Here is a 24,814-nt window from a genome sequence, read left to right on the forward strand (position 1 = left end):
GACTGGCGTTTTCTTTTTAAATCCTAGAGGTTATTCGATACGCGATAACGTCATCCGCAACCTGTCCGACTTTTTAAAGGAACTGTTTTTGCAACAAAGGTTGTTTTACATGCAGACAGTGAACAGGTTTTGCGGATGACAAATGTTTTTGGTTCTTTTGGCGAAACAAAAGAACAAAACGAACTCCTAAAATTAAATTTAAAACGGTAAGACTCCGTAATAAAGAACTAAAAAGTTAAGGGACTTAATACGAAACTCCTTAACTGATTAGCATTACAGTAGCATCCCACTTATTTTGTGCCGTGGCAGTTGCCTAGGATAGAGAAGAATTCAATTGAGATCAGGAGTCGCCTATGGAAATCAAACAACTGCAACAAGTCGAAGTCATAACAGATGTGGTTTGTGATGTATGTAACCAATCAACAAAATTAGAGTTTGCAACCTTATCGGCACACTGGGGTTATGGTTCTACACATGATGGAGAACGATATGAGTTGCAGTTGTGTGAGAAATGCTTTTTTTATGTGCTGGCGATATTAAAGAAAGAGCGTAGAGATGCGTTTATGTTTGATGAAAATTTTGATCCTGCAAGCCTAGATGAGTTTGGGCTGAAGTGAACCTATCATTCATTGGAATGGGTTCTAAGAATCCCAAATGTAATGGTCTAATATTCTCAGCTCTACCATGAAGCATTTGTTTCTGAAAAATTTATCTTACCGTACTCAACCAAGACCTTTTTTTGATATGGACAAACTTAAAAAATTTGTCCATTAAAAAGCATGTCCATATGGACAAAATGGATGGTGAATTAAATTAATATAATTCAATGGTTTGAGGTGTGTCCATATAAAGTGACTTATGGAATATATCGAATTAATGATCGTTGTTGCAATTATTGGTATTCTTGCTGCAATCGCGATTCCTGCTTACCAAGACTACATTGCGCGTTCGCAAATGACTGAAGCAATGTCACTTGCTTCTGGCCAAAAAACCAATGTAACTGAAACGTATGGCCAAATTGGTACTTTCACTGGTATTTCTTCAGGTTCTAACGGTATCCCTGCAGCTACCGACATCACTGGTGCTTATGTTGCCCAAGTTGCTGTGGCTGATGGTGTGATCACTGCAACAATGAAAGGTACTGGTGTTTCTGCGGGTATCGTAAGCAAAACTTTAACTTTAACTCCTGCTGATGCAACAGGTTCTGTAACTTGGACTTGCTCATCAAATGCTGCTCAAAAATATGTACCAAAAGCGTGTGCAGGTCAGTAATATTAGGCATAAAAAAAAGCTGCTTCGGCAGCTTTTTTTATAGCTAAAATTGAGCGGTATGTGATGACAGATATAAAAAAGGCTGCATAGCAGCCTTATTTGATATGTATTTAAATTCCTTGACAGGTCAAAGGTAATAACGTTTGTGCAATATCGCTCGAGGTACAGTCCCATTGGCTAACACTCGGGTTACTTGGGTCGGTCATCATGCCAAATTTAGATTTTTTGACAGCAGCCCTGCAGACATATTACTGCTTTTAAAAGTAATGGCAAGGTTATATTGGTCGCCACTACGCGTAGTGATATTCACTTATGCCAAATAGCGGTGCGCTCACGCCTAAATTGTTGAGGGTGGGGCAGTTGCCAGTTTACCAAAATGTATCACTGACTTTGTTTTTAAAACTGGCTGCAAAAGTGAGTGCTTCAGTGACTTGGGCACGTGCAATGTAGTTTTGATAAGCAGGAATCGCAACCGCGGCTAAAATACCAATGATCGCCACAACAATCATGAGTTCGATAAGGGTAAACCCGTGTTGAGATGTTTTCATGTCAGTACTCACTCAATGGTGATTATTCTATTTAAGTCTTATCGCAAATTATATGCCATAAAAAAACTTTTAATAATCAATTTGTTATAAATATAATTTAATTTTATTATGGTAAGATTATGACAAATTTTGTAGAAATATAGCAATTTCTGCTGTTGTTGGATTTTATTGTTTTTTGTCATTGCATGATTATAGGAAATAAAAATGCAGTTAGGTAAGAGATCTCGATACTTTTTATCACATTTGTTCTGCTCAATTTTTATTGCATGCATGGTATTAGCACTAATTTTTTGCGTGTGGTATCCAACGCCCTTGGCAAAAGCCGTAGGTGTGAGTCACATTTTATTTATGCTGATTGGCATTGATTTGGTGATTGGGCCAATTCTAAGTTTTATTGTGTATAAAGAAGGCAAGAAAACGCTTGTCTTTGATTTAAGTGTGATTATTGTGTTGCAGCTGTGTGCGCTTGGTTATGGACTCTATAATATTGCACAAGGGCGTCCGGCATGGCTGGTCTATTACAAAAATAGTTATGAGCTGATTCGACATAGTGATGTAGTCGCACCGGCAGGTCAAGCTGTGTCTAGCCCATGGCTAGGTCCTCAATATACCGCAGTAAAATTAAGCCAAGACCCTAAAAAATATGATGAAGAACTCACGCTTGAATTAAAAGGTTATAGTTTGGCGCAATTTCAGGAGCGTCATATTGCATGGTCAAAAGCCAAAGACGACATGCAAAAGTATGCGATACCTGTACAACAGTTGACTCAGTTTAATGATTCAGCCTTGGTTCAGGCTCAATTGCAGAAATACCCTCAAGCACGCTATTTCTTCCCATTAAAAGCACTTGAACAAGATATGACAGTTTTGGTTGCTCAGAACTTTGATGTGATTGACATTGTAGATCTGCGACCGTGGTAAGAATAAGTTTATAAAAAAGTAGATTACCTTTTAATTTGTGATTTACTTATTGTGTAATATCTGGATGCATCGATGGTTTTATGAAAGCCATAATTTTAATCATACTGATTTTTCCTTCGTAGTTTATCCCTATTCCTTACTGTCCGTGGGTCATATATTAAATGGGGTATAAGCATTTTTTGGTCTATTTAGCAACCATGTCTTAAAACTACAGTTGGCTCTGAATGTAATTCTCTATACCAACAGATTCAACTAAATCAAGCTGAGTTGTTGCCCAATCCAACCATTCTTCTTCTTTTTCTAAGATTTCTTGAGCCAGATCTCGAGTGACATAATCTAACTGTTCTTCTGCTAGTTTAACTGCAGTTTGAATGGCTTCAATGTTCTCTTTGACTTTACGTACATCACAATTTAAGACTTCAACGGTATGCTGACCGATATAGAGTTTACCGAGGTGCTGCAAGTTTGGCAGGCCTTCTAAAAATAGAATACGCTCAATAATTTTATCAGCATGCTTCATTTGACGAATTGATTCTTTATATTCCGCAGAACCCAGTTGCTCAATGCCCCAATCGTTAAACATACGTGAATGAAGAAAATATTGGTTAATTGCAGTTAAATGATGATAAAGCACCTGATTTAACTGATTAATTACATCACGATTGCCTTTCATGTCTGACTCCTTAACTGCAATAAAGCTCGAACTAAGCAATATAAATTCGATATTAGAATAGAAATATCTTAAACAACAAAGTGTAATTTAGCGAGTGTTTTATAGAACAGCAAATGAAAATCACAATCAAAACAAGGCACTAATTTTCAGGTTTTAATAAATAAAAACCCGCTTAGAGTCAGAAGCGGGGGAGGAGGAATGGTCTGAGACCATTGGTTTTATAATTATGATTGTTGAGAAAATTTAAAAGCTTGGCTTATGCAGCAATTGCGATACGGGCTGCAATTTGTGCAACTTCATCACTGATGATCATACGTGCTTCAGGAGCACAGCGACCACAACAGGTGCCTAAATCGAGCATATCGCGAACTTCACGATAGCTTTCTGCGCCATTGGCAATTGCATCTTTAATGTCTTGATCAGTAATACCACGGCACAAACAAACGTACATGAAATTAAACCAAGTGAATAAATGGGATAAGTAATATTATTGATAATTATTATCGTCTGTCAATGAAAATCATTTAAAAATGCTTTTAAGGTGATTGAGTTTTTGAATAAAAACTGTCATTTAAGCGGAAATCCGAGTGATGCTCAGATTTTCGCTTAAGATTTTTTGATCTTTTAGAATGAGATTTTTTGTGAAAGGCTTGGTTGAGATATTACAAGTTATTGATTAATAATCACTACGCCATCCATTTCAACCAAAGCACCTTTTGGTAGACTTGCTACACCGAGTGCTGCACGTGCTGGGTAGGGTTGAGCAAAGTATTCGCCCATAATTTGGTTGACCAATTGGAAGTTAGAAAGGTCGGTGAGGAAAATATTCAGCTTAGCGATATCGGCTAGCGTACCACCTGCAGCTTCACATACCGCTTTTAAGTTGTCGAATACACGGCGAATTTGAGCTTCAATGCCTTCTACCAGCTCCATGCTATATGGATCTAAGCCAATTTGACCTGATAAATACAAAGTGTCGCCCACTAAAATGGCTTGTGAGTAAGTACCAATTGCAGCGGGTGCATTTTCAGTATGGATTACCTGGCGGGACATCTATTTCTCCTATTATCATCACAGACACGTCACATATACATATGTGGTGTCAGGTTAGCTGGCAACTTTCGCAGGTTCATTTATAGCAACAGGTTGTGCCAAACGACTGATGCGTGGGAAGCCAAAATGCATTCTTAAATTACGGATAATTTCGGCAATTTGTTTACGGTTATGTACAACAATATTCACATAGGTTTTTTCTTCATGTGAGCGGACAGTTTCTACACCGACTTTTTCTTTACGGCATAGATAGATCAGTTCTGAAATTTGCTCATCATTTAACAGGATGTTTAGGCATAAATAGGCTGTAAAACTAATGTCTTCACTGTCTTCTGTTGTCCAGTGTAAAGGCATGATATTTTCAGGATGTAAATGCTGTTCATGCAATAAGTTGTGACAACGTGAACGGTGCACAATCAAACCACGACGTGATAAATGCCCTTGTATTGGATCACCTAAAACCGGGTTACAGCAGTGCGCATATTTAACGTCGACACCATCTGTGCCCAAGATCAAGCGTGCAGAATTTGAAGTCTGAAAGGTGTCTTGAGCATATAAATGATTGGCAACCAATTGAGGTAGTAAGTCACCGACTGCAATCTGTTCAAACAATTGTTCTTTATCATTTAAATGACGCCAATTCAGCACATTTTCCCAATCGGCTAATGTCAAATCACTCACAGAACGGTTAAAGAGTTTTAATGCGCGATTTAAAGCTTGCTGACCAACTAAACGTTGTTCGTCTTGGTCTTGGTCACGAAGGATATTTTGTAATGCACGACGGGCTTTTTGGGTGTTAATAAAGCTCAGCCAGTCAGGGTTTGGTGTTGCAAGAACATCGGTGATAATTTCAACCACTTGACCACTCAATAATGGTGTTGAAAGGGGCTTGGTTTCCCCATCAATTTTCGCACCAACGGCATGATTGCCCAAAAATAAGCTTGCTGAATAAGCGAAATCAACCGCTGTGGCACCCTGAGGGAGTTCATGCAAATGACCGTGTGGGGTATAAACCCAAATTTTCTCTTGATGTAGATAATCGAGTAATTCACTAAATGTGGTCTTGGCACATGCGCCATCGACTAACACGTTTAAATTTTGCATGGAGGCTTGGATCGCTGAGCGACAAGCTTGTGGTGCATTTTCACCAAGAACCACACCAAAGCGCGCTGCTTTGCGCATCAGCTCCGTTTGGATGGTCAGCGATAAAATGGTTTTTTCACCTTTTAAGCGCATCATCAGTGACTGGTTGCCACCAGGGAGTGGGCGACGGATATGATCGGCGTAATTTAGAACTTTAAAGCTTTCTTTGAGGATATCAGCAAGTCGGTCACAGTCTGCAATGCTTTGTAAAATAATTTCAAAGGCATGACTATGGGTGAGCTCTTGCAGATCGATATCGTTTTTTACAAAGTGACGAAGTAATTCAATATTATTATTCTTCTTTTTAATTCGACCTGAAATATGGTGTTGTTCTAGTAAGGCGGTGAGGTTGTTTTCCCACTTGGTTTGGTATTCGCAGCGTTTCGGTTTGGTTTGTAATAAAGCTTCTTGAACATTGTTATACATATCTAAATCTAGATTTTGATAACACAAATGTTCAAGGTTGTCGGCCATTTCATTCATACCGACAAGGCGTGCCATAGGCACAAAAATTTCAAAGGTTTCTTGGGCAATACGAGCACGTTTGTCAGGGCGTAAAGCACCTAGTGTGGTCATATTATGATAGCGATCTGCTAGTTTAATAATAATGACACGTGGGTCTTGTAGTGTGGCTTGCAGAATTTTACGGAAAGATGCTGCCTTATTATATTCTTTATCACTAGAGTGGCTGAGTTTAGTGACGCCGTCGACGAGTTCAGCAACGGTCAGACCAAATTTTTCAGTAATATCTTGTTTTGTAAATTCGGTATCTTCGATGACATCATGTAGTAAAGCAGCCATTAAAGTTTCCGCATCAAGACGCATATGCGCCAAAATACAGCTCACCGCAATTGGGTGGAGGATGTAGGGTTCGCCACTTTTACGTGTAATGCCATCATGGGCAATATCCGCATAGTCGCAAGCTTCAAGCACGCGTTCGACATCACTTACTGAAAGGTAAGCGTCGATTATCACATTTAACTGTTGCTTGGCTTGGCTGACCATTGGGCCTGGCATAGAACACCCTTTTACTACTAATTTACAAATGAAACGGTTAATACTTTAATGAAATGCATATTGCATGACTTGTCAATTTTTTAGTTTAAAAAAATGAAAATCTTTTTCGCTTGCTTTGCACTTCTTAAGCTTATGTTATAACTGTTCTGAGTAAAATATTAAAGAGAATCCATAAAAAAAGCCTAGTTAAAAACTAGGCTTTTAAGGTCAGGTTTATCTTATTGGAAAGAAAAACCGTCTAAGTTTAGGTTATTTGCAGAAAGTGCAAGGTCTAAACTTGAAGTTTGGTAGTCTTGTTCACGTTGTTTCAAAATGTCTTTAGAAACGTGACCCGCTGCGATTTCACGAAGAGCAACAACGGTTGGTTTGTCATTGTCCCACTCAACAGTAGGTTCGATACCTTGACGTGCCAATTGACGCGCGCGTTTGCTTGCCACTAGTACAAGCTCAAAGCGGTTGTCTACATGGTCTAAACAATCTTCAACGGTTACGCGTGCCATAAGAATTCTCGTTTGAATATAAATTTTTAACAGACTGTGCAGTATAAGGTGCTTTGTCTATAGACTCAAGTTTTAATCACTGTTCTGTAGGGGTGATTAATTTCTCAATCAGTTTTTCATGGCGCATGGCTTGTTGTTTTAAAACAAGACGATTGGCAATAATCACAGACTCTAAGTCATGCAGTGCTTTATTAAAGTCATCATTAATAATGACATAGTCAAAATTAACGTATTGCTGCATATCTTCTACGGCACAGCTGAGGCGATGTTCAATCACTTCAACAGAGTCTGTACCACGATTGGATAAACGTTGACGTAAATCGAACTGACTCGGAGGGAGAATAAAAATTTGTCTAGATTCAGGAAAAAGTTTACGAACCTGTTCAGCACCTTGCCAGTCAATTTCAAGTAAAACGTCATGACCTTTGGCCAATTGTTCTTTTACTGTGCGCTGCGCAGTACCGTAATAATTACCAAAAACTTCTGCATATTCAATGAAGCCACCTTCATTCACTAAAGATAGAAAATCTTCTTTTTTTGCAAAATGGTAATGTACGCCGTCTAATTCGCCAGGACGCTGACCACGAGTGGTATGAGAAACAGAGACATGTAAATTGTTTACACGTTCAAGCAGGGCTTTAACGAGGGATGTTTTGCCCGTTCCCGAAGCAGCAGAAACGACAAACAAGAGACCCGACATGATATTTTTCCTGATATGATAAAATATCTTCTCTATTTTAGAGCAGACGCGCGCCAAACAAAATAGTTAGACGTCTATTGTTTACATTTATTTCAAGTGATACCCGTAAAATTGAGTGGGCATTGAGGATTCTATGGAAATTGTTTTAGCTAATCCACGCGGTTTCTGTGCAGGTGTTGATCGCGCCATCGCGATTGTGAACCGTGCACTGGAATGCTTTAATCCCCCAATATATGTGCGTCATGAGGTAGTGCATAATAAATTTGTGGTGGACGACTTGCGTCAACGCGGTGCGATATTTGTGGATGAACTGGATGAAGTGCCTGATGACAATATCGTGATCTTCAGTGCGCATGGTGTATCTAAAGCGGTACAACAAGAAGCTGAACGCCGTGGGCTAAAAGTTTTTGATGCGACTTGCCCTTTGGTGACTAAAGTACATATCGAAGTGACCAAGTACGCACGTGAAGGTGTGGAAGCAATTTTGATTGGTCATGAAGGTCACCCTGAGGTTGAAGGGACAATGGGCCAATATGACACCAAAAATGGTGGTTCGATTTATTTGGTTGAAGATGAACAAGATGTTGCTGATCTAAAAGTAGTGCATCCTGAAAAAGTAGCGTTTGTAACTCAGACGACGCTTTCTATAGACGATACAGCAAAAGTCATTGATGCCCTACGTCAGAAGTTCCCTGAAATTCAGGGGCCGCGTAAAGATGATATTTGTTATGCCACTCAAAACCGCCAAGATGCCGTACGTGATCTGGCCGCGCAATGTGATGTTGTATTGGTTGTGGGGTCCCCGAACTCTTCGAACTCGAACCGATTACGTGAATTGGCTGAACGGATGGGTAAGCATGCGTATTTGGTGGACAATGCAGATCAGTTGCAGCAAGAATGGTTTAATGAACACACAAAAATTGGTGTAACTGCAGGAGCATCTGCACCTGAAATATTAATTAAACAAGTAATTCAGCGACTGCAAGATTGGGGAGCAAAAGCGCCGCAAGAGTTGGATGGTCGTGAAGAAAATATTACATTTAGTTTGCCAAAAGAGTTACGTATTCCTGTAACTCAGGCATAAAGTGTTAATGACTTAACATTCTGAATTTTTTTAAGAATTGACAGATAATTGCTTTTTGGCAATTATCTGTTTTTTTATGCCTTTTATCCTTATTTGTGTTTGTTTTGTAATTTAATTGGATATTATTTTTAATAGGGTAAATTTTGGCGCGCCTTGGGGGGGAGTATGCAGAAAAATAATGGATTTACGTTAATTGAGTTACTGGTGACGATTGCAGTACTAGGGATTATTGCAACGATCGCTGCGCCTTCTTTCAATAGTTTAATTCGGAATCAAAATTTAACAAAAAGTACCCGTGATTTATATGGCTTAATTATGGAAGCACGTGCCCAAGCAGTTTTAGTTCGTCAGGATGTAAAGTTAGAAATTGTAGAAGATCAGGAAAAGTTGATTGAACGTTCTGATGAAATTGCTGCGGATGCTACCTTAAAAAAGCAGAGAGAAAGTAAGCTTTTATATCTTTGGGGGCCAACTGGAAAGTCGATATTGTCGGGGACAGAAACTTCAATTACGTTTGAAATGACTGGAAAAGTGAAGGGTGCAAGTTCAGATACAACAATTGTAATCTGCGATGAAGCAGAGGGTGATAAATCAAAAACAATAACAATAACAAAAATGGGTTCACTCCGACCAATTAGCGAGGGAGATTGCTAATGCGCTATACAAAGCATCAATTAGGTGTTGGATTGATGGAAATATTAGTAGCTCTTCTGATTCTCGCATTGGGTGTGTTGGGATTTATTGCTCTGCAATATAGGGCAGTTGAGGCAACTTCTGAAGGGAGCTATCGAGTTCAGGCAATTAATTTATCGCGAGATTTTGCTGAAAGAATTAGGGTAAATCGTGGCGCTTTGGATAATTATGTGGATGAAATAGCAGATGCTGATGCTCAAGCTGAATATAGTAAAAACTGTTCAGCAGAAGAGTGTTCAACAGGTGAAATGGCAGATTATGACGTAGCACAGGTTGTGCAGCGTGCTAACTCGGTAGGGATGACAGTCAACTTGTTAGATTGTCAAGGTAATAGTGATGATCGTAAATGTATCTATGTTGCTTGGGGAAATACAGCAGCAACAGATGGGCAAGAAGATGCAGGAAATTGTACAACAGGGACAGTTTATGATCCGTCATCAACCTGTTTGATTATGGAGGTGTATTAAAAATGCCATTAAATTCATATAAACAGACAGGTTTTACCTTAATTGAGTTAATGATATCGCTGGCTCTAGGGTTGATTATAATGGCTGCAGCGATCATGTTATTTGTAACAGGTCAAAAAAGCAGTGCATTACAACAAGGGTTTGCAAATATTCAGGACGATGCGAACTTTGGATTGGGATACATAGCACAGGATATCAGACATACAAATCTTAATAGTCTAAATTCTGGAATTAATGATCGAACGATTCAAGGTGGGATTGTACTTACTTCTAGTGCTAATGGTTTTAAAGACACAACAGTTACACCAAATATTACTTACAGTAATTTGCCTGAAAACTTAATAGGAACAACCGTAGCAACGAACTTATTGTCAAGTGGAGCTACGGGTTTGTCTAATGTACGAGGGGAAAGTAGTGATCAATTGGTCATTCAGTATAGACCTCAATATACAAGAGTTGGCAGTAATTGGGTTGGGGGTTTTGATTGTGAAGGAGAAGAAATCAAGTTCCCAGTAATGACTGGTGGGGTTGAAACACCATTGCGCATAATCGTACAGCGTTATTTTCTTAGGGAAGATACCAATAAAGATAGCAAGGAGCCAAATACTGCTTTGGCCTTGGCGTGTGATGCTGGGTGGTACAGTGAATCGGGTACTCCGCTACCAGATAAGATCGAGTCTTTTGGTAATGATGGCGAAGTTATTATGAAGCGGGTCGATTATTTTCATGTCATGCTGGGTATCCAGAATGGTGAAAAGCTTCGATATATTTCTATTAATGATTATATGGCACTTAGTGCTCCCCGACCACGTATCTTATCTGTTCAATTAGGAGCATTAGTTCGTTCTGTACAAGGTGTGGGGAATGAACCAATGATTAAAGATGATCAAGAGTTTCAAGTACTCGATAAAAAAGTAACAGTGAAAGTACCGACTAACACAACAAGCAAATATGTCCGTCAGGTGGTTTCTCAAACAGTTGCACTGCGTAATACTTTTGGGGAGAGAGGACAATGAATAAAAGTCAGCGAGGAGCAACTTTAATTGTTGTTCTTATTCTACTTGTTGCTATTACGGTTATAGGAACATTGGCAATCCGTCAAAGTATGGTGACTTTAAATATTGCAACAAATAGTCAGGCCACTCAATTGATGCTCCAGAACGCAGATGCTGCATTTTTTAATGTGGAGAAAGAAAATAATATTATTCAGTCATTAAGCAGTAGCGGAATGTTTGGGTATATTGATGGTGCAGTGAATAAAGATAAAGAACTTGTATTTTGTTTTCGTGGTGCGGATCAAGCTAATTTTTTCGATATTACTCTTGCCAGCATCATTGAATGGAATGCGCCTGATGTAAAACCTAAAAATGATAGCTTTGGTAAAGATGGATATTGTAAAACGAATGTAAGTGGAACAAATTTTTTTACGAGTGGTCGTAAGGCTGTCATGACTCAAGTTGCTGTTAAATATTCATCAGAAGCAGAGAAAGATGCATTCTATGGGCAAATTTTAGGAACAGATGATAATACTGTGAAATTGCAACGAAGTAAGCCAGTTAAAGTTTTTGCCGTTTCAATCATGCCGGCCTTAACTACTGCAGATAAAACAAAAATTGATGAATGTCTTGACTCTCACATGAATGAGGTTGTTATTCCGAGTGGTGTAACTCCATCTACAGGGGCGGATAAAAGTGTAACTCAGTGTTTGTCAGAACTAAATGTACCTTTTGAATCGACAGTCACTGAATATGTAATTGCTCAAGATTTCGTGTAATAGGGGAAGTAAGAAAAGATGAAAACGATGCAAAATAAAAATCATACTTCTTATCGTCATAAGCTGCTTGTTGCCAGTATTGCTGCATTATCTACTGTGATGATTACAGGTACAACCACGCAAGCTAGTGACATAGATATTTATCAACAAGCCCGTTCAGGTAATATTACTTTAATGATGTTATTTGATATTTCAGGAAGTATGGGGGCTCCACAGCTTACAAATAATAGAGATGCTTGTGATGTCCCAAGTCACATTAGTATGGGGTCATCTGGTACGGAAACATCAACAAATGGTTCACCAACTTATACTAGATATTACTGTCAGGTGACTGCACGAGCTTATAAATATAGATCATGGCGTAATGGTGGAGGATATGGTACCCATAACCGTTGGCAAAAATGTGAAAATGATGCTGAAACTAAAGAAGGGTGTACTTGGGGGGACGTACTAACCACAATACCATCGGATCATAATAGTTATACTAATGAAAATGGCTCTGGGGGGTATAACTATCGATATGAAGGTGAACAGCGTCACTATTATGATCGTTTGACTCGGATTAAAGATGCTATGTTCGATTTGTTACATGGCAATACAAGTAAAGGAATTACAGCAGTAACTGATGATAAGATTATTGGGTTATCAGCTTATTCTTTCAATGGAACAGGTAGTAACGGTTATATATTGGTACCAGCACGACGTTTAGATGAAAATGTCACAATAAATGGTGTAACAAAAACACAGCGTGCTTGGTTACTAGAGGCTGTAGCGACCAAATTATATGCTCGTGGTGGTACTCCAACAGCAAATGCTTATGCTGAAGCTGCTGCATACATGATGGGCACTAAAACTTTTAATGATACTGAGTTATATAGTGGAACTACCGGTAAGCAAGTATTCTTTACCTATAATGATGGAGGCCTGAAATATACTCAATGTATGAGCTGGGATACAAACGGTGTTTGTAATTACTGGCCTTCAACAAGTCACTCTAATACAGCAGCACGAGATTTTAACTTCCTACCTATTGATTTGACTAAATATACGGCGTCATCATGTACAGTAGGAGTTAAAAGTAGTGCTACAGGCAGCACCTCTAATAAGACAGGTACTTGTTATATTTATACAGGGCCAGTTGTTCGTGATAGTTCACTTGAAAATGGTTTTAACTATTCAATCAGTTCAGCTAAAGTTAGTAATGCTACTAAATACGAGATGCCTTCATCTCTAAGTCAAACTCCCGAAGAAAAGCAATGCAGTGGACAAGGAATTTATGTACTGACGGACGGTGAGCCAAGTGGCCAGTCTAATGAACAAAAAGCAATGAGAAACGCTCTTAATGATAATAGTTTCTCTTGTACTCAAAGTGCAGACGGTACTAACTGTGTTTTAAACTTTAGTAATCGTTTATTAAGTAATAACCCGACATCATTACAAATTAAAACAGCAGTTGTAGGCTTTGGTAATTCTTTTAATAGTATTCCATCATTTGACCGTAATAAAACACGTGAACAGAATTTAGCTGCATTAGGTAGTATTAATACGGCAACTAAAAGAGCCGCAGAATGGGGAATCCGTGGAGGTGGTGGATGGTATTCAGGCTCAAGTTCAAAAGATGTTGTGGATAGTGTCAATCACTTTATTAATGATTTAACCACAGAAATTCCTTCAGTTACCACCGGTTCGCCAACTATTCCTAAGGATGCATTAAATCCGGCTGTATTACAGGATGATGCTTATTATCAACAGTTCCAGCCAACGCCAGATAAAACATTCCAATTATGGACGGGTAACTTAAAGAAATATTTAGTAGATGAAAATGGGGTATTAAAAGGCAAGAATGGCAACAAAATAGTCGATGATGATGGAAAGATCCTTGATAATTTTGATTATTGGGCTGAGTCAATAACACCGGCTAATGTTGATATGGATGAAAATACTCTGGGAAGTACAAAATTTGCTTTACGTGGTGGATTCTGGTCTAAATTGGCTTTAAGAACAGATCCATTAAACAATCCAAGTACTGGAACGATAAAGCGTAAAGTTTTTACTGATCGTAAATATTCTTCTGGCTCTGCTGGAGATTCTATATTTTCTGGAATTTCTAGCGGCGATTTAAGACAAGTTAAACCTACTGATTTGACTGATAATGTATACAAGTATGACCAGTATAGAGGATATCTAATACGGTCATTAGGATATAACATTGATGCAGCAAATCCGCCAACTGATTTAAATGCTTTGATTTTAGAGCCAGAATTTCGTCAAACTGGTGCAGTCATGCATTCATATCCACTTATGTTAACAAATAAGGGGAAGCTTGCTTTCAATACAACAGACAAGAGAATGGATTCAACAAATCGTGAAGACTACATCTTGTTTGGTACCACACAGGGTATGTTGCATGTGGTGAAAGCTGGAGAGTCTGGTAAAGCGGGTGGAGGTGAAGAGGTCTTTACATTTATACCAAATGAGATGCTAGAAAAACAAAGAAAGGCACTTGATGTACCTGAAGCAACTAATGGCGGGTTAAATAATCTGTTTTATGGTATAGATGGACCTTGGACTGCATATACTGAATATGTTATTGATGATTCTGGTAATTTAACAGTTGGAACGGGTAAAGGCGGTCAGAAGGGAGTACAGGATGTCTATGGCGGTTTACGCATGGGTGGCAAAAGTTACTATGCGTTGAATCTTCAGAATATTAATAATCCTAAACTCAAGTTTCATATAGATCCATCTGGAAATTGTAGTAATTCGAATCCTTTGGGTTGTATGGGACAAAGCTGGTCAAAGCCCACTATTGGCTTTGTGAATTGGGCTGGAAAGCGTACACGTGTAATGTTTGTTGGTGGTGGTTACGATATGGGATATGAAAATCCCGCATATAACCAAACTAATAAAATTGGTGCAGGTGTATATATGTTCGCAGCCGATGATATAGGTACGATCAAAGCTGGAGATTTATTGTGGTGGGGTAGTGCCAATGCTACATCAAGTGCAAATACAACAACTAGTGGGGTAGTTGGTACTCACCACGCAGAAATGCAATATAGTGTAGTCAGTGAAATTCGAAGTGTAGATCGTAATGGCGATGATCTGATAGATCATATTTATTTTGGTGATCTCGGTGGGCAAATTTTCCGTGTAGATTTTGATAATACGCAATCTACAATTGGTAAGGTTGTAAAAGCCCCAGTTCGTCTCTTTGATGGTCATGCAAGTGGAGGTAAAAGCCCTCGTTTTTATGATATGCCAGCTTTTTCACTCTATAGTAATAATGGCAATATTTTCGCACTAATTTCTCAGGGTAGTGGTAACCGTAGTAAACCATTATTTGCAGATAGTAGTTATGAATACGATGCAATTTATAATATTTATGATAAAGACGTATCCCGCAAAGATTTATTTGGAGCGACATCTTGGTTAACTAAAGATATTGAAGTCTCAGAATTAATTAAACTTACCGATGATGATCGTAAAAATGACACTACAATCAAAGCACCTGCTAGTTCTGACGGTTGGTACTATGAGTTTAGCAACTGTCTAACAGGGCATGGTGATTGTGATGATTATACCAAGCAGACAGAAAAGGTTTTTGGAACCCCAGTTGCTTTAAATAATAAATTATTTGTTTCAACATTTGATGCAAGTAAAGATGGTCTGTCTGGCGACTGCGGTGCAGGTGTGAAAGGGGCAAGTTTGATGACCACTTTCTGCTTGCCTTATGGACAGTGTAAGAGTTCAGACCCTACAGGTTCGGGACGTTCATTTATTGGTGCAGGCATTCACACCATTACTGTCGGTAACGACAATAAAAAAGGCGGTGGTTCCGGTGGTGGTTCTGGCGGTGGTTCCGGTGGTGGCTCTGGTGATGAGCGACCAACAAGTGCTTCAAATTACTGTATTTCAACTGGTGGGCGTATGACAATTACAGTAACAGGAGCAGGTGGTGCAAGCGAAGAAACACAAATGTGCTTAATTCCTCAACGCTGGTACCAGAAATTTCGTTAAGGTGAGTTTATGAATAAAATGAATAAATTTGCTGAACGAGGTTTTACTCTGATAGAACTTATGGTCGTGGTAGTAATTGTGGCAATTTTTGCTGCAATTGCTATCCCGAGTTATCAGAATTATATTCGGCGTGCAGAGGCATCCCAAGTGCAACAAGAAATTCAAAGATTAGCCAGTGAATTGTCTAAGTGGAAGTCTCGGAATTTCAGTTATCAAGGATTCAATTTAACGCCACAAACCATAAGAAATTACACTATTGAAATCAAAGATGGAACCGATACTGCTTTTAAACTAGATGATAAAGATGGTACTGAATACAAGGCTAATGGCCAGCAATGGGTAATTAAAGCAATTCATGCAGATGGAACGAATGTCTCTTTCTTGCAAACCAGTACAGGATTAAAGTGTAAAAATAAAGCAAAGGCAAATATTACCTATAGCAGCTGTGGTACAGGGGGTGAAGAATGGTGATTAGAAACCGACAGACAGGCTTCACTTTTATTGAGTTAATGATAGTTGTTGCTATTATTGGCATTCTGGCTGCAATTGCTTATCCCTCCTATCAACAACACGTGCGTAAAACAAAAAGAACGGATATGCAGGCAAGTATGCTACAGATTGCTTCCCAGATACAGCGTTATAAAATTGCAAATTTTAAGGTAAAAGGTGCAGTTGCTAATGATTTTGGGATTAAAGCAGCCTATCCGGAACAAGGGACTCCTCTTTATACAGTAGCTTTAAAATGGATTGATACAGATGGGAGTGTAAAAGATACGACACCTTTAGGTTCTGAAAGATGGGTCTTGATTGCAACACCAATTTCGACTGCAACACAATATCGTGATGGCCATATTGGTTTGAATTTTAAAGGTGAGCGTTGTTGGACCCAAGGTACAGATAATTCTGGTACAGCATGTACTCCATCTGCCACCTCAAACTGGGACGGCAAATAACCTTAAATTCAAAATTGTGGATAAACACTTTTTGATCTTTCATTCAGGGCAAATTTCACGTAAAATATTGCCCTCTATGAAAGGGGTTTGAAATGTATCGATGGTCGGTACAGGGATAATCCGTAAAAACTATAAGGTTCTATCATGGTTGTTATTCGTCTTGCACGCGGTGGTGCTAAAAAACGTCCGTTCTATCAAATCATTGTGACTGATAGCCGTAATGCACGTGACGGTCGTTTCATCGAACGTATCGGTTTCTTCAACCCTACAGCTCAAGGTAAAGCAGAAAAACTTCGTTTAGATGCTGACCGTTTTGCTCACTGGGTTTCACAAGGTGCTCAACCTTCAGAACGTGTTGCTTCTTTAGCTGCTGAAGCTAAGAAAGCTGCAGCTACTGCTTAATTAGTAGTAGGTTACCCATGACACCAACACAGAATGTTCCCGAAGATCGTATTCAGATTGGACAGCTACGTTCAGCATATGGATTAAATGGGTGGCTCTGGGTCTATTCCAATACAGAACCTATGAGCAATATTTTTGACTACCTCCCTTGGTACATTGAGACCAAAGCAGGTTGGCAAACAGTAGATGTAAAACGTTGGAAACCACATGGCAAAGGCTTGGTTGTTTCGCTAAAAGGTGTGAGTGATCGTACCGCGGCAGATAACTTGGTTGGCGCAAATATCTGGATTTCTAAATCGCAACTGCCTCAAGCAGGCGTGGACGAGTATTACTGGTCAGATTTGAAGGGCTTAACAGTGTTAGGTCTTGGAGAAGATGAACAAGAAGTCAACCTCGGTCAAATCCATGAATTGTTTGAAACAGGTGCTAACGACGTGATGGTAGTTCGCGCTACTGCTGACAGTGTCGATAGCGAAGAGCGAATGATTCCATGGCATAAAGATGTAGTACAGCGTGTTGATCTCGAAGCTGGTCGTATCTACGTAAATTGGGGCGTAGATTATTAATCCTTTAAGGATTGACGCAGCAGGAAAATAGAGGAGTCTGCGATGTTTTTTGCAGTCATTACGCTTTTTCCTGAAATGTTTGAAGCGATTACAGCCTACGGTATTAGCGGGCGCGCAGCAAAACGTGACATTGTGCAAGTTCATTGTATCAATCCACGCGAATTTGCTGAGGGCAACTACAAAAGAGTGGATGAACGTCCATTTGGTGGTGGTCCAGGTATGGTGATGATGGCTGAGCCATTAGCGAAAGCAATTCATCGTGCCAAAGAGCTTGCCAAGCAAGCGGGTGCTGTTCATGTCCCTGTGGTGTATATGTCGCCGCAAGGAAAGACCTTAAATGAACCTGCGGTACAAGATTTCGTCAAATATGATGGTTTGATTGTATTGTGTGGTCGTTATGAAGGTGTAGATGAGCGTTTGATCCAACAATATGTTGATCAGGAATGGTCAATAGGCGATTACGTTTTATCTGGTGGTGAACTCCCTGCGATGGTTTTATTGGATAGTGTGATTCGGAGACTTCCGGGTGCAATGTCTGATGAGCAATCACATGTGCAAGACTCATTTGTGGATGGTCTTTTAGATTGCCCACAATATACCAAGCCAGACCATTTTGAAGGTTTAGATGTTCCTGAAGTATTAAAATCGGGACATCATGCCAATATTGAGAAATGGCGGTTTTTGCAGCGATATCAACGCACTTTAGAACGCCGACCTGAGTTGGTTGAAAAAGTTGAATTGACCAAGCAGCAAAAGAAATGGCTAAAAGATTCCAAGGTTTAAATTTTTTAAATCTTATATTAGGCTCTTTATGCATTGAAGCGGTCAAGCATAAAGGGAAAGTCAATCGGGTCTATGCGCTTTAGCCTCTAGCCCCAGCGATGATTAGACCTCTTCTAACTCGCATAATCGGAGATACCCCATGAGCGGTAAACATCCTTTAGTACAAGCTGTTGAAAATGCACAGTTGAAACAAGACATCCCTGCTTTTGCTCCTGGTGACACAGTAGTTGTTCAAGTTAAAGTAAAAGAAGGTGAGCGTGAACGTCTTCAGGCATTTGAAGGTGTTGTAATTGCTAAGAAAAATCGTGGTTTGAACTCTGCGTTCACAGTACGTAAAATTTCTAGCGGTTTCGGTGTTGAGCGTGTATTCCAAACTCACTCACCAATCGTTGCTGGTATCGAAGTGAAACGTCGAGGTGACGTTCGTCGTGCTAAACTTTACTACCTACGTGAATTGTCTGGTAAAGCTGCACGTATTCGTGAAAAATTACCAGCTCGTAAAGCAAAATAATTTGTTTTACAACGCTGTAAAAAATGCGCCTTTTGGCGCATTTTTTATGCGAGAAAGAAAATTATAAACCTTGAGATTTTAGCCGGTTTGCATGTTGACGATAGACATCGACAGGATCTGGTGCGAACAACGCTTTGAGACCAAGCACTTGGTTGACTTCATCTAAATGGTTCCAGTTGTAGTTATCACGAATGGTTTTACCAAACTTGGCACTACAGCGTGATACGAGGCCATCATTGTCTTTTCCGCCATCGATCAGTAATGCGGTCACTTTTAGTGCTGAGTCTAAATCTAAAATATTGGTGATTTGGCCCACACCTGTAAATGAATAGTTATAAATGCCTTTTTCCACGCTATTACCATCAGCACAATTGGATTTAGGCAAGCCCAGAGGGAATGCGGTATTGTACTTTGCAGAACCCGCTAGCGTTAAACTTGAACCACCTGCCAATGCATCATGAGGATAAGTCTTTGGATCTAGACCTTGCGCCCAAACAATGGCTTTAGAGACAAAATTCACAGCTCCGACCAAGGGTGCTTCGACAGCGGTGCCTTCAGCTTTTAAAATTAAATCTGCAACAGGGGAGCCTTGATGAGGTCCTGCAACACTGGTTAATGAAGCCACGACATCTGGGCGCACACCGGCAACATAACGAATCGTTGGTCCACCATGACTATGTCCAATCAAATTCACTTTATCTGCACCGGTGAGTGCTCGGATTTCAAGGACCTGTTGTAAAAGTTGTTCGCCACGTACTTCGGTGGAGTTAAACGGCGATACGCGCGTTGCCCAGACATTTGCACCATTGCGGGCAAGATCAGGCAGGATTTGATACCAATAGTCGAGTCCAAAAGAGTCCGTACCAACGGTAATGAAACCACCCATACCATGGTTAAATACGATTGGATATTTGGTCTTTGCATAGCTAGAACTAGCTTTGGCGGTGACTTGGGTTGCTTGCGATGCAGATACATTACCGATGCATGTAGCTGCAATTAAACCTGCTAAAAATGGTCCGTATTTCATGAGCGATCCTCAATGTATTATTGTTTTATGACAATATTTATTGTCACTTCTAATAAAGCAATAAAGATCACCTGTTGCAAATTGAAAAAGATTAACTGTGACGCTAAATGTAACAAAATAAAAGAGCATGATTTATCAGATCGATTAAAGTAAATAAGAGGGCCGAAGCCCCCTTATTGCATTTAAATTTCAACGATAAGAATTAAAGTCCTTGCAGTTTTAAACGGTTTGCATGTTGACGGTACAGCGCCACAGGATCTTGTGCAAATAGCCCTGTTAAGCCAAACATCATATTGGCTAAATCGGTATGGTTAAGTTTGTAGCTATCGTTAATGACTTTACCGATATAAGCACTACAACGTGCAACCATACCGTCATTGTCTTTATTGCCATACGACAATGGCCCGAGTTGCATTAGGATCGTATCGATATCAAGTAGATTTGTGGTTTGCGCAACACCGGTCCATGAATAGTACTGAATGCCTTTGCTGTCGACTTGCTTTAAGTTTTTGCTGCAATTTTCTGAAGATGCCAAAACACCGTCAGCTACAGCAGATTTTGCAACCGTACTGTTAAATGCAGCAGAACCTGTTTGTGATAATGATTTCATAGAAGCATCGAAATCAATTTCAAGCTCAGGTTTTGCCTGACCTAAAGCAATCAGTGGGCCGACAATATAATCACCTAAAATATTGAAGGCAGTACGAGAAAGTGAGTTGCCTTGAATATCATCCGCTACTTTAGAGCCGTGATAGGTACCTGCAACACCTGTAATAGACGCAATGTACTGTGGTTTTGTTTGAGCAACATACAATACAGTTGGACCACCATGAGAGTGACCGATTAAGTTAAGTTTTGGCTTCCCTGTAATAGCCAAAACATCTTCAACTTGTGCAATTAACTGCTCACCACGATGTGCTGTGGTATTTGCAGGAGATAATTGCGCTGCGAATACGGTTGAGCCATTTCGTGCCATATCTGGCAAGATTTGGTACCAATAATCTAGTCCGATGGTGTCAGTGCCGATACGTGACCAACCGAGCCAACCATGCACCATTAAAATTGGATATTTGGTTTTTGCGTAGTCAGATTTTGCCGTTTCCTTCACCTGGAGGACGCTAGGCGCAGCTTGAGTGCTTGCCGATATACTCATCGCTAAGCCTGCAACTGCAGCTGCAGAGGCCATCTTGGCCGTGTTTACTAAAGATCGCATAAATGTTCCTTGATCTGATGTTGTTTTTATTACTTTTTAATCATGAAAATACTCTCTGTTTTTAAGCAACATCTTTGTGATTGGCTAGGCCATATCTTTGATTTTAGAGAGTTTGAATAGACAAAGATGCATTGTCATTTTTTCATGCTCGGTTTGAAATTCCATGTCATTTTAGGACATGGGCTGCATTCAGATGATATGCATATTTATATACATTTGTCTTTTATTTTGATCGCTTATTTTAGTTGTTATGATTTAATAACTTATTGAATTAATTTGTTTAATGCTTACAAATAAAAACATTGTAAACAAAAAAGGACGTCCAAAGACGTCCTGTTCAGTACTTAAAGGGAACCGACTTTTGAAGTTACAGTCCCTGTAATTTTAAACGATTGGCATGTTGGCGATAGAGCGCAACTGGGTCAGGTGAAAATAGGCTGCGTAGACCAAAGACCATATTCACTTCATCTAAGTGGTTGTGATTGTAGTCGTCACGGATCACTTGTCCGATGTGGGTGCTACAGCGGCCAACCAAACCGTCATTGTCACGATTTCCATAGGCCAAAGGTGCAAGCTGACTAATCACTGTATCTAGTACATCTAATAGATTCGTGGTTTGTGCTGTACCTGTCCATGAGTAGTAATACACGCCATTGTCGACTTTGGCACCCGACTGATTACAGTTCGCAGCCAGTGCTGCGGTTGGAAATTTTGCATTAAATTCAGCAGAACCTTTTTCACTGATCGCTGTAAGTGATGCATCAACACTGTTGGGTAGACTCGAGTTGCCTTCAGCCCAAGTAATAATCGGTGCTAAGAGTTGATCGCCAAGGACTCCAAAGACTGAGTTAATAGTTTTATTCGCTTGGATTTTATCTGCGACTAGAGAGCCACGATAAGTGCCTGCAACCCCAGTCACCGAAGCCACATATTCAGGTTTGATCGCTGCAATGTAGCGAGTTGTCGGTCCACCATGTGAATGACCAATGAGGTTCACTTTGGGTTGGCCGGTCAGAGCAAGAACTTCTTCGACTTGAGAGAGCAATTGCTCACCACGGACTTCTGTCGACTCTAGCGGTGAAACTTGGGCAGCAAAGGTATTGGCCCCATTACGAGCTAAATCTGGCAAAATTTGATAAAAATAATCCATGCCAAAGCTGTCAAAACCAATGCGAGTAAACCCGAACATGCCATGAGTAAATACAATCGGATATTTGGTCTTGGCATAGCTTGCCGAGCTATTGGCGGTGACATGTTGGAGTCCAGCCGCAGCTTGGGACTGTGTATTTGCGATCGCTGCTGATGCAGCCATAATTGCGCATAAAAGAGCTTGTGATTTTTTCATCATTTCATCCTGAAATTGAAGTTATTTTTAAATTGTTATTTGCACTTATTCTGCGAAAGGTAATTTTCCACCCTGATCATGCACAGATTCAAAGGTACTGACGCGGAGCTGATCTTCCTTCGATTTAAAATGTTGATTACGGAGCTGCTGTACTGCTTGTTGTTTAGCGCTGTCACTCATATTGCTTTTCACAATACTGTCACGCTCTGTGAGATATTGATTCACACTAGATTTCCAAGAGCTGCGCTGGGTGTCTAGATTTTCAAGGCGCTGAGTGGCTTCTGGACCAACTAAATTTAACCGCATTTGATGGATTTCTTCGCTTGAACCACCACGGGCTTTAATGTCCGCTGTGAGTTTGCGTAAATCTTCAAGTTTATTGATTTGTTCCAGATTTTCTTTCCAGTCTTCTGGGAGCTCATCAAACAGAGCTTTTAGTTTTTTGGCTTTTTCTGATTCAGACAGTTTTTTGTCATTCACCACTTCCATACGTTTTAGGGTGTATTCGTGATAGGTATTTTCCTTGCCAAATAAACCTTCAATTTCATAATCAGAAAAGAACTGTTTTCTTAAATTCTGAGTGCTGCTATAGATCGAGCGATAATATTGTGGTGATTCTTTGTCGTCACTTGGTGGCTGTAAATGACCTAATTGTTCACGATATTTCATATAGCGATCCCACAAATCATAAATTTGGGATAGCGCAGGTTCTTTATGACCTTGTGCAATGTAGGTTTTAAAATCCTTTTTGATTTGATCTATCGACTTTTCACCATATTGAGTGATGAAATATTCAAAACAATTCCGTGTTTGTTCGTTCACGATCAGACGGTTTGAACCATCCATACTGATTTGACAGTTAACTTCCGTGTCTTGTTGACTTGGACTGAGCAGTGAAGAACCGCTTGTGGCTTGTGCTGTAGCATTTTCGCCCTGCGCTAAAGGCGTATTTTGTTGTTGAACCGATTGATCTGAAGGATCATTTTGTGATGCTTTTGGCGCCAGCCAAAATATAAATGCAGCAACAGCGATAACGACCAAGGCAATGATGAGCCAAAGTTTATTTTTTTGCATATCCCAATGCACCTTTATTCCGTTTTTAATTGTTTTAGAGTTCTAAATGCGAACTCAATATGACATAAAATGCAGATAAAAACATAGAAGAGTTGTAAACGTTAGAGGTGGGTTGTTACCATTGCGCTGTTCCTGTATTAGCCAAATTTTGACATGAAAAAAGCCTCTCCTAAGATCCAACGTCGTCCTGTACATGGTGTATTTCTTTTGAATAAGCCATTAGGTATTAGCTCGAATGCAGCCTTACAGAAGGTGCGTTGGTTGTTTCGTGCACAAAAAGCAGGACATACTGGTGCGCTTGATCCGCTGGCTTCAGGTTTATTGCCGATTTGTTTGGGTGAAGCAACAAAGTTTTCGCATTTTTTATTGGATTCGACTAAACGTTATAAAACCACCGTCTTTTTAGGACACAGCACCACGACGGGTGATGTGGAAGGTGAGGTACTGATGGAACAAGCCGTACCTGTTTTGACCGAGGCATCTATTCAGCAGGTGTTGGCACAGTTCGTGGGAGATATTCAACAAATTCCACCGATGTATTCTGCGCTGAAAAAAGAAGGTCGCCCGCTGTACGAGTTGGCGCGTAAAGGCATAGAAATAGAGCGTGAAGCACGTCCGATTTCGATTTATGCCATCGAGTTATTATCATTTGATGAGAATAGTATTACACTCGACATCACCTGTTCCAAAGGCACGTATATTCGTGTTTTAGGCGAAGATATTGCCAAAGCATTAGGTACTTTTGGACATTTGACCTATCTACACCGTACGCAAACGGGGCATTTTGACCTTAATCCAACTTACACCATTGAATATTTGGAAAGCTTGACTGAAGTGGAGCGTGAAGCATTATTGCTGCCGGTGTATTCACCCGTCGATCATTTCTGCAAAGTGCAAGCGCCAGAAGGGCGTGCAGAATATTTCAGTCGTGGCATGGAAAGTAATATTGAACATGAGGCAGAAGCGCAGGTCTTGGTATTTGAAGGTGAGCGTTGTTTAGGGCTGGCTGAAATTACAGACCGTAAACGTTTGGTGCCTAAGCGTGTGTTAAATCTAGAGTAGCTGATACAGCATT

26 protein-coding genes and 1 pseudogene are annotated in these 24,814 nt (G+C 39.9%); 16 read left to right on the plus strand and 11 right to left on the minus strand.

The features are described 5' to 3' along the window. The first annotated feature begins 353 nt into the window (after window positions 1-353). Together FTU62_RS07885 and FTU62_RS07890 are read left to right on the plus strand one after the other, a co-directional pair. Window positions 354-617, plus strand: coding sequence for a hypothetical protein (locus FTU62_RS07885; RefSeq protein WP_180102353.1), 264 nt, complete (start codon window positions 354-356; stop codon window positions 615-617). Between the two features lie 241 nt (window positions 618-858). Beyond that, window positions 859-1,272 (plus strand): pilin, encoded by a 414-nt coding sequence (locus tag FTU62_RS07890; protein WP_180102354.1) that lies wholly within the window; start codon window positions 859-861, stop codon window positions 1,270-1,272. 416 nt (window positions 1,273-1,688) lie between these two features. On the opposite strand, the pseudogene FTU62_RS17395 reads toward FTU62_RS07890, so the two are convergent. After that, a pseudogene (locus FTU62_RS17395) lies at window positions 1,689-1,820 on the minus strand (prepilin-type N-terminal cleavage/methylation domain-containing protein); the annotation flags it as partial. A gap of 204 nt (window positions 1,821-2,024) precedes the next feature. On the opposite strand from FTU62_RS17395, the gene tfpZ reads away from it, so the two are divergent. After that, the gene (tfpZ, locus tag FTU62_RS07900) at window positions 2,025-2,741 is read left to right on the plus strand and encodes a TfpX/TfpZ family type IV pilin accessory protein (protein ID WP_180102355.1); all 717 of its coding nucleotides are present in this window, start codon (window positions 2,025-2,027) and stop codon (window positions 2,739-2,741) included. Between the two features lie 208 nt (window positions 2,742-2,949). On the opposite strand, the gene bfr is transcribed toward tfpZ, so the two are convergent. From bfr to gmk, 6 genes are all read right to left on the minus strand, one after another. Then, on the minus strand, window positions 2,950-3,414 hold the full coding sequence (gene bfr, locus FTU62_RS07905) for a bacterioferritin (RefSeq protein WP_180102356.1): 465 nt from the start codon (window positions 3,412-3,414) through the stop codon (window positions 2,950-2,952). 256 nt (window positions 3,415-3,670) lie between these two features. Continuing rightward, a complete protein-coding gene (locus FTU62_RS07910; RefSeq protein ID WP_078192519.1) occupies window positions 3,671-3,865 on the minus strand; it encodes a bacterioferritin-associated ferredoxin in 195 nt (64 codons plus the stop codon). Window positions 3,866-4,083: 218 nt separating this feature from the next. Next, window positions 4,084-4,467: a RidA family protein gene (locus FTU62_RS07915; protein WP_078189365.1), complete on the minus strand. Its 384-nt coding sequence runs from the start codon at window positions 4,465-4,467 to the stop codon at window positions 4,084-4,086. Window positions 4,468-4,521: 54 nt separating this feature from the next. Next, complete coding sequence (locus FTU62_RS07920) at window positions 4,522-6,627, minus strand: bifunctional (p)ppGpp synthetase/guanosine-3',5'-bis(diphosphate) 3'-pyrophosphohydrolase (protein WP_180102357.1); 2,106 nt, start codon at window positions 6,625-6,627, stop codon at window positions 4,522-4,524. Between the two features lie 218 nt (window positions 6,628-6,845). After that, window positions 6,846-7,127, minus strand: coding sequence for a DNA-directed RNA polymerase subunit omega (gene rpoZ, locus FTU62_RS07925; protein ID WP_067762989.1), 282 nt, complete (start codon window positions 7,125-7,127; stop codon window positions 6,846-6,848). Between the two features lie 76 nt (window positions 7,128-7,203). Next, window positions 7,204-7,827, minus strand: coding sequence for a guanylate kinase (gmk, locus tag FTU62_RS07930; protein ID WP_078189363.1), 624 nt, complete (start codon window positions 7,825-7,827; stop codon window positions 7,204-7,206). Window positions 7,828-7,960: 133 nt separating this feature from the next. Between gmk and ispH the strand changes: the two genes are divergently transcribed. From ispH to rplS, 12 genes are all read left to right on the plus strand, one after another. Further along, window positions 7,961-8,911: a 4-hydroxy-3-methylbut-2-enyl diphosphate reductase gene (gene ispH, locus FTU62_RS07935; RefSeq protein WP_180102358.1), complete on the plus strand. Its 951-nt coding sequence runs from the start codon at window positions 7,961-7,963 to the stop codon at window positions 8,909-8,911. 165 nt (window positions 8,912-9,076) lie between these two features. After that, window positions 9,077-9,565, plus strand: a complete 489-nt coding sequence (locus tag FTU62_RS07940; RefSeq protein ID WP_180102359.1) for a GspH/FimT family pseudopilin — start codon at window positions 9,077-9,079, stop codon at window positions 9,563-9,565. After that, window positions 9,565-10,071, plus strand: a complete 507-nt coding sequence (gene pilV / locus FTU62_RS07945; protein ID WP_180102360.1) for a type IV pilus modification protein PilV — start codon at window positions 9,565-9,567, stop codon at window positions 10,069-10,071. The genes FTU62_RS07940 and pilV overlap by 1 nt, the downstream gene beginning before the upstream one ends. Before the next feature lie 2 nt (window positions 10,072-10,073). Further along, window positions 10,074-11,087, plus strand: coding sequence for a PilW family protein (locus FTU62_RS07950; RefSeq protein ID WP_180102361.1), 1,014 nt, complete (start codon window positions 10,074-10,076; stop codon window positions 11,085-11,087). After that, window positions 11,084-11,845 carry a pilus assembly protein PilX gene (locus FTU62_RS07955; protein WP_180102362.1) on the plus strand — a complete coding sequence of 254 codons (762 nt, stop codon included), beginning with the start codon at window positions 11,084-11,086 and terminating at the stop codon, window positions 11,843-11,845. The genes FTU62_RS07950 and FTU62_RS07955 overlap by 4 nt, the downstream gene beginning before the upstream one ends. An 18-nt stretch (window positions 11,846-11,863) precedes the next feature. Further along, entirely contained in the window at window positions 11,864-15,865 is a 4,002-nt protein-coding gene (locus FTU62_RS07960; RefSeq protein WP_257223103.1) for a pilus assembly protein PilY, read from the plus strand. 9 nt (window positions 15,866-15,874) lie between these two features. Beyond that, window positions 15,875-16,336: a type IV pilin protein gene (locus FTU62_RS07965; protein WP_306670174.1), complete on the plus strand. Its 462-nt coding sequence runs from the start codon at window positions 15,875-15,877 to the stop codon at window positions 16,334-16,336. Beyond that, window positions 16,330-16,818 (plus strand): type IV pilin protein, encoded by a 489-nt coding sequence (locus FTU62_RS07970; RefSeq protein ID WP_218948604.1) that lies wholly within the window; start codon window positions 16,330-16,332, stop codon window positions 16,816-16,818. The genes FTU62_RS07965 and FTU62_RS07970 overlap by 7 nt, the downstream gene beginning before the upstream one ends. 144 nt (window positions 16,819-16,962) lie before the next feature. Beyond that, complete coding sequence (gene rpsP / locus FTU62_RS07975; RefSeq protein WP_078189354.1) at window positions 16,963-17,220, plus strand: 30S ribosomal protein S16; 258 nt, start codon at window positions 16,963-16,965, stop codon at window positions 17,218-17,220. Window positions 17,221-17,237: 17 nt separating this feature from the next. After that, the gene (rimM, locus tag FTU62_RS07980; RefSeq protein WP_078189353.1) at window positions 17,238-17,786 is read left to right on the plus strand and encodes a ribosome maturation factor RimM; all 549 of its coding nucleotides are present in this window, start codon (window positions 17,238-17,240) and stop codon (window positions 17,784-17,786) included. 42 nt (window positions 17,787-17,828) lie between these two features. Further along, the gene (gene trmD, locus FTU62_RS07985) at window positions 17,829-18,569 is read left to right on the plus strand and encodes a tRNA (guanosine(37)-N1)-methyltransferase TrmD (protein ID WP_180004770.1); all 741 of its coding nucleotides are present in this window, start codon (window positions 17,829-17,831) and stop codon (window positions 18,567-18,569) included. 139 nt (window positions 18,570-18,708) lie between these two features. Then, window positions 18,709-19,080, plus strand: coding sequence for a 50S ribosomal protein L19 (gene rplS / locus FTU62_RS07990; protein WP_078189351.1), 372 nt, complete (start codon window positions 18,709-18,711; stop codon window positions 19,078-19,080). A 61-nt stretch (window positions 19,081-19,141) separates the two neighbouring features. Here rplS and FTU62_RS07995 read toward each other — a convergent pair whose 3' ends face one another. The 4 genes from FTU62_RS07995 to FTU62_RS08010 all read right to left on the minus strand — a co-directional run bounded on the left by FTU62_RS07995 (window position 19,142) and on the right by FTU62_RS08010 (window position 23,739). Further along, a complete protein-coding gene (locus FTU62_RS07995; RefSeq protein WP_180102363.1) occupies window positions 19,142-20,107 on the minus strand; it encodes a triacylglycerol lipase in 966 nt (321 codons plus the stop codon). Between the two features lie 202 nt (window positions 20,108-20,309). After that, complete coding sequence (locus FTU62_RS08000) at window positions 20,310-21,320, minus strand: triacylglycerol lipase (protein WP_180102364.1); 1,011 nt, start codon at window positions 21,318-21,320, stop codon at window positions 20,310-20,312. Window positions 21,321-21,687: 367 nt separating this feature from the next. After that, complete coding sequence (locus FTU62_RS08005; protein ID WP_373886339.1) at window positions 21,688-22,632, minus strand: esterase/lipase family protein; 945 nt, start codon at window positions 22,630-22,632, stop codon at window positions 21,688-21,690. A 78-nt stretch (window positions 22,633-22,710) separates the two neighbouring features. After that, complete coding sequence (locus FTU62_RS08010; protein WP_180102366.1) at window positions 22,711-23,739, minus strand: lipase secretion chaperone; 1,029 nt, start codon at window positions 23,737-23,739, stop codon at window positions 22,711-22,713. 153 nt (window positions 23,740-23,892) lie between these two features. Between FTU62_RS08010 and truB the strand changes: the two genes are divergently transcribed. Next, window positions 23,893-24,801 carry a tRNA pseudouridine(55) synthase TruB gene (gene truB / locus FTU62_RS08015; RefSeq protein WP_180102367.1) on the plus strand — a complete coding sequence of 303 codons (909 nt, stop codon included), beginning with the start codon at window positions 23,893-23,895 and terminating at the stop codon, window positions 24,799-24,801. Window positions 24,802-24,814 lie beyond the last annotated feature (13 nt).

Origin of the sequence: Acinetobacter sp. YH12126, from assembly GCF_013418745.1 — a bacterium.
Lineage (GTDB): Bacteria > Pseudomonadota > Gammaproteobacteria > Pseudomonadales > Moraxellaceae > Acinetobacter > Acinetobacter amyesii.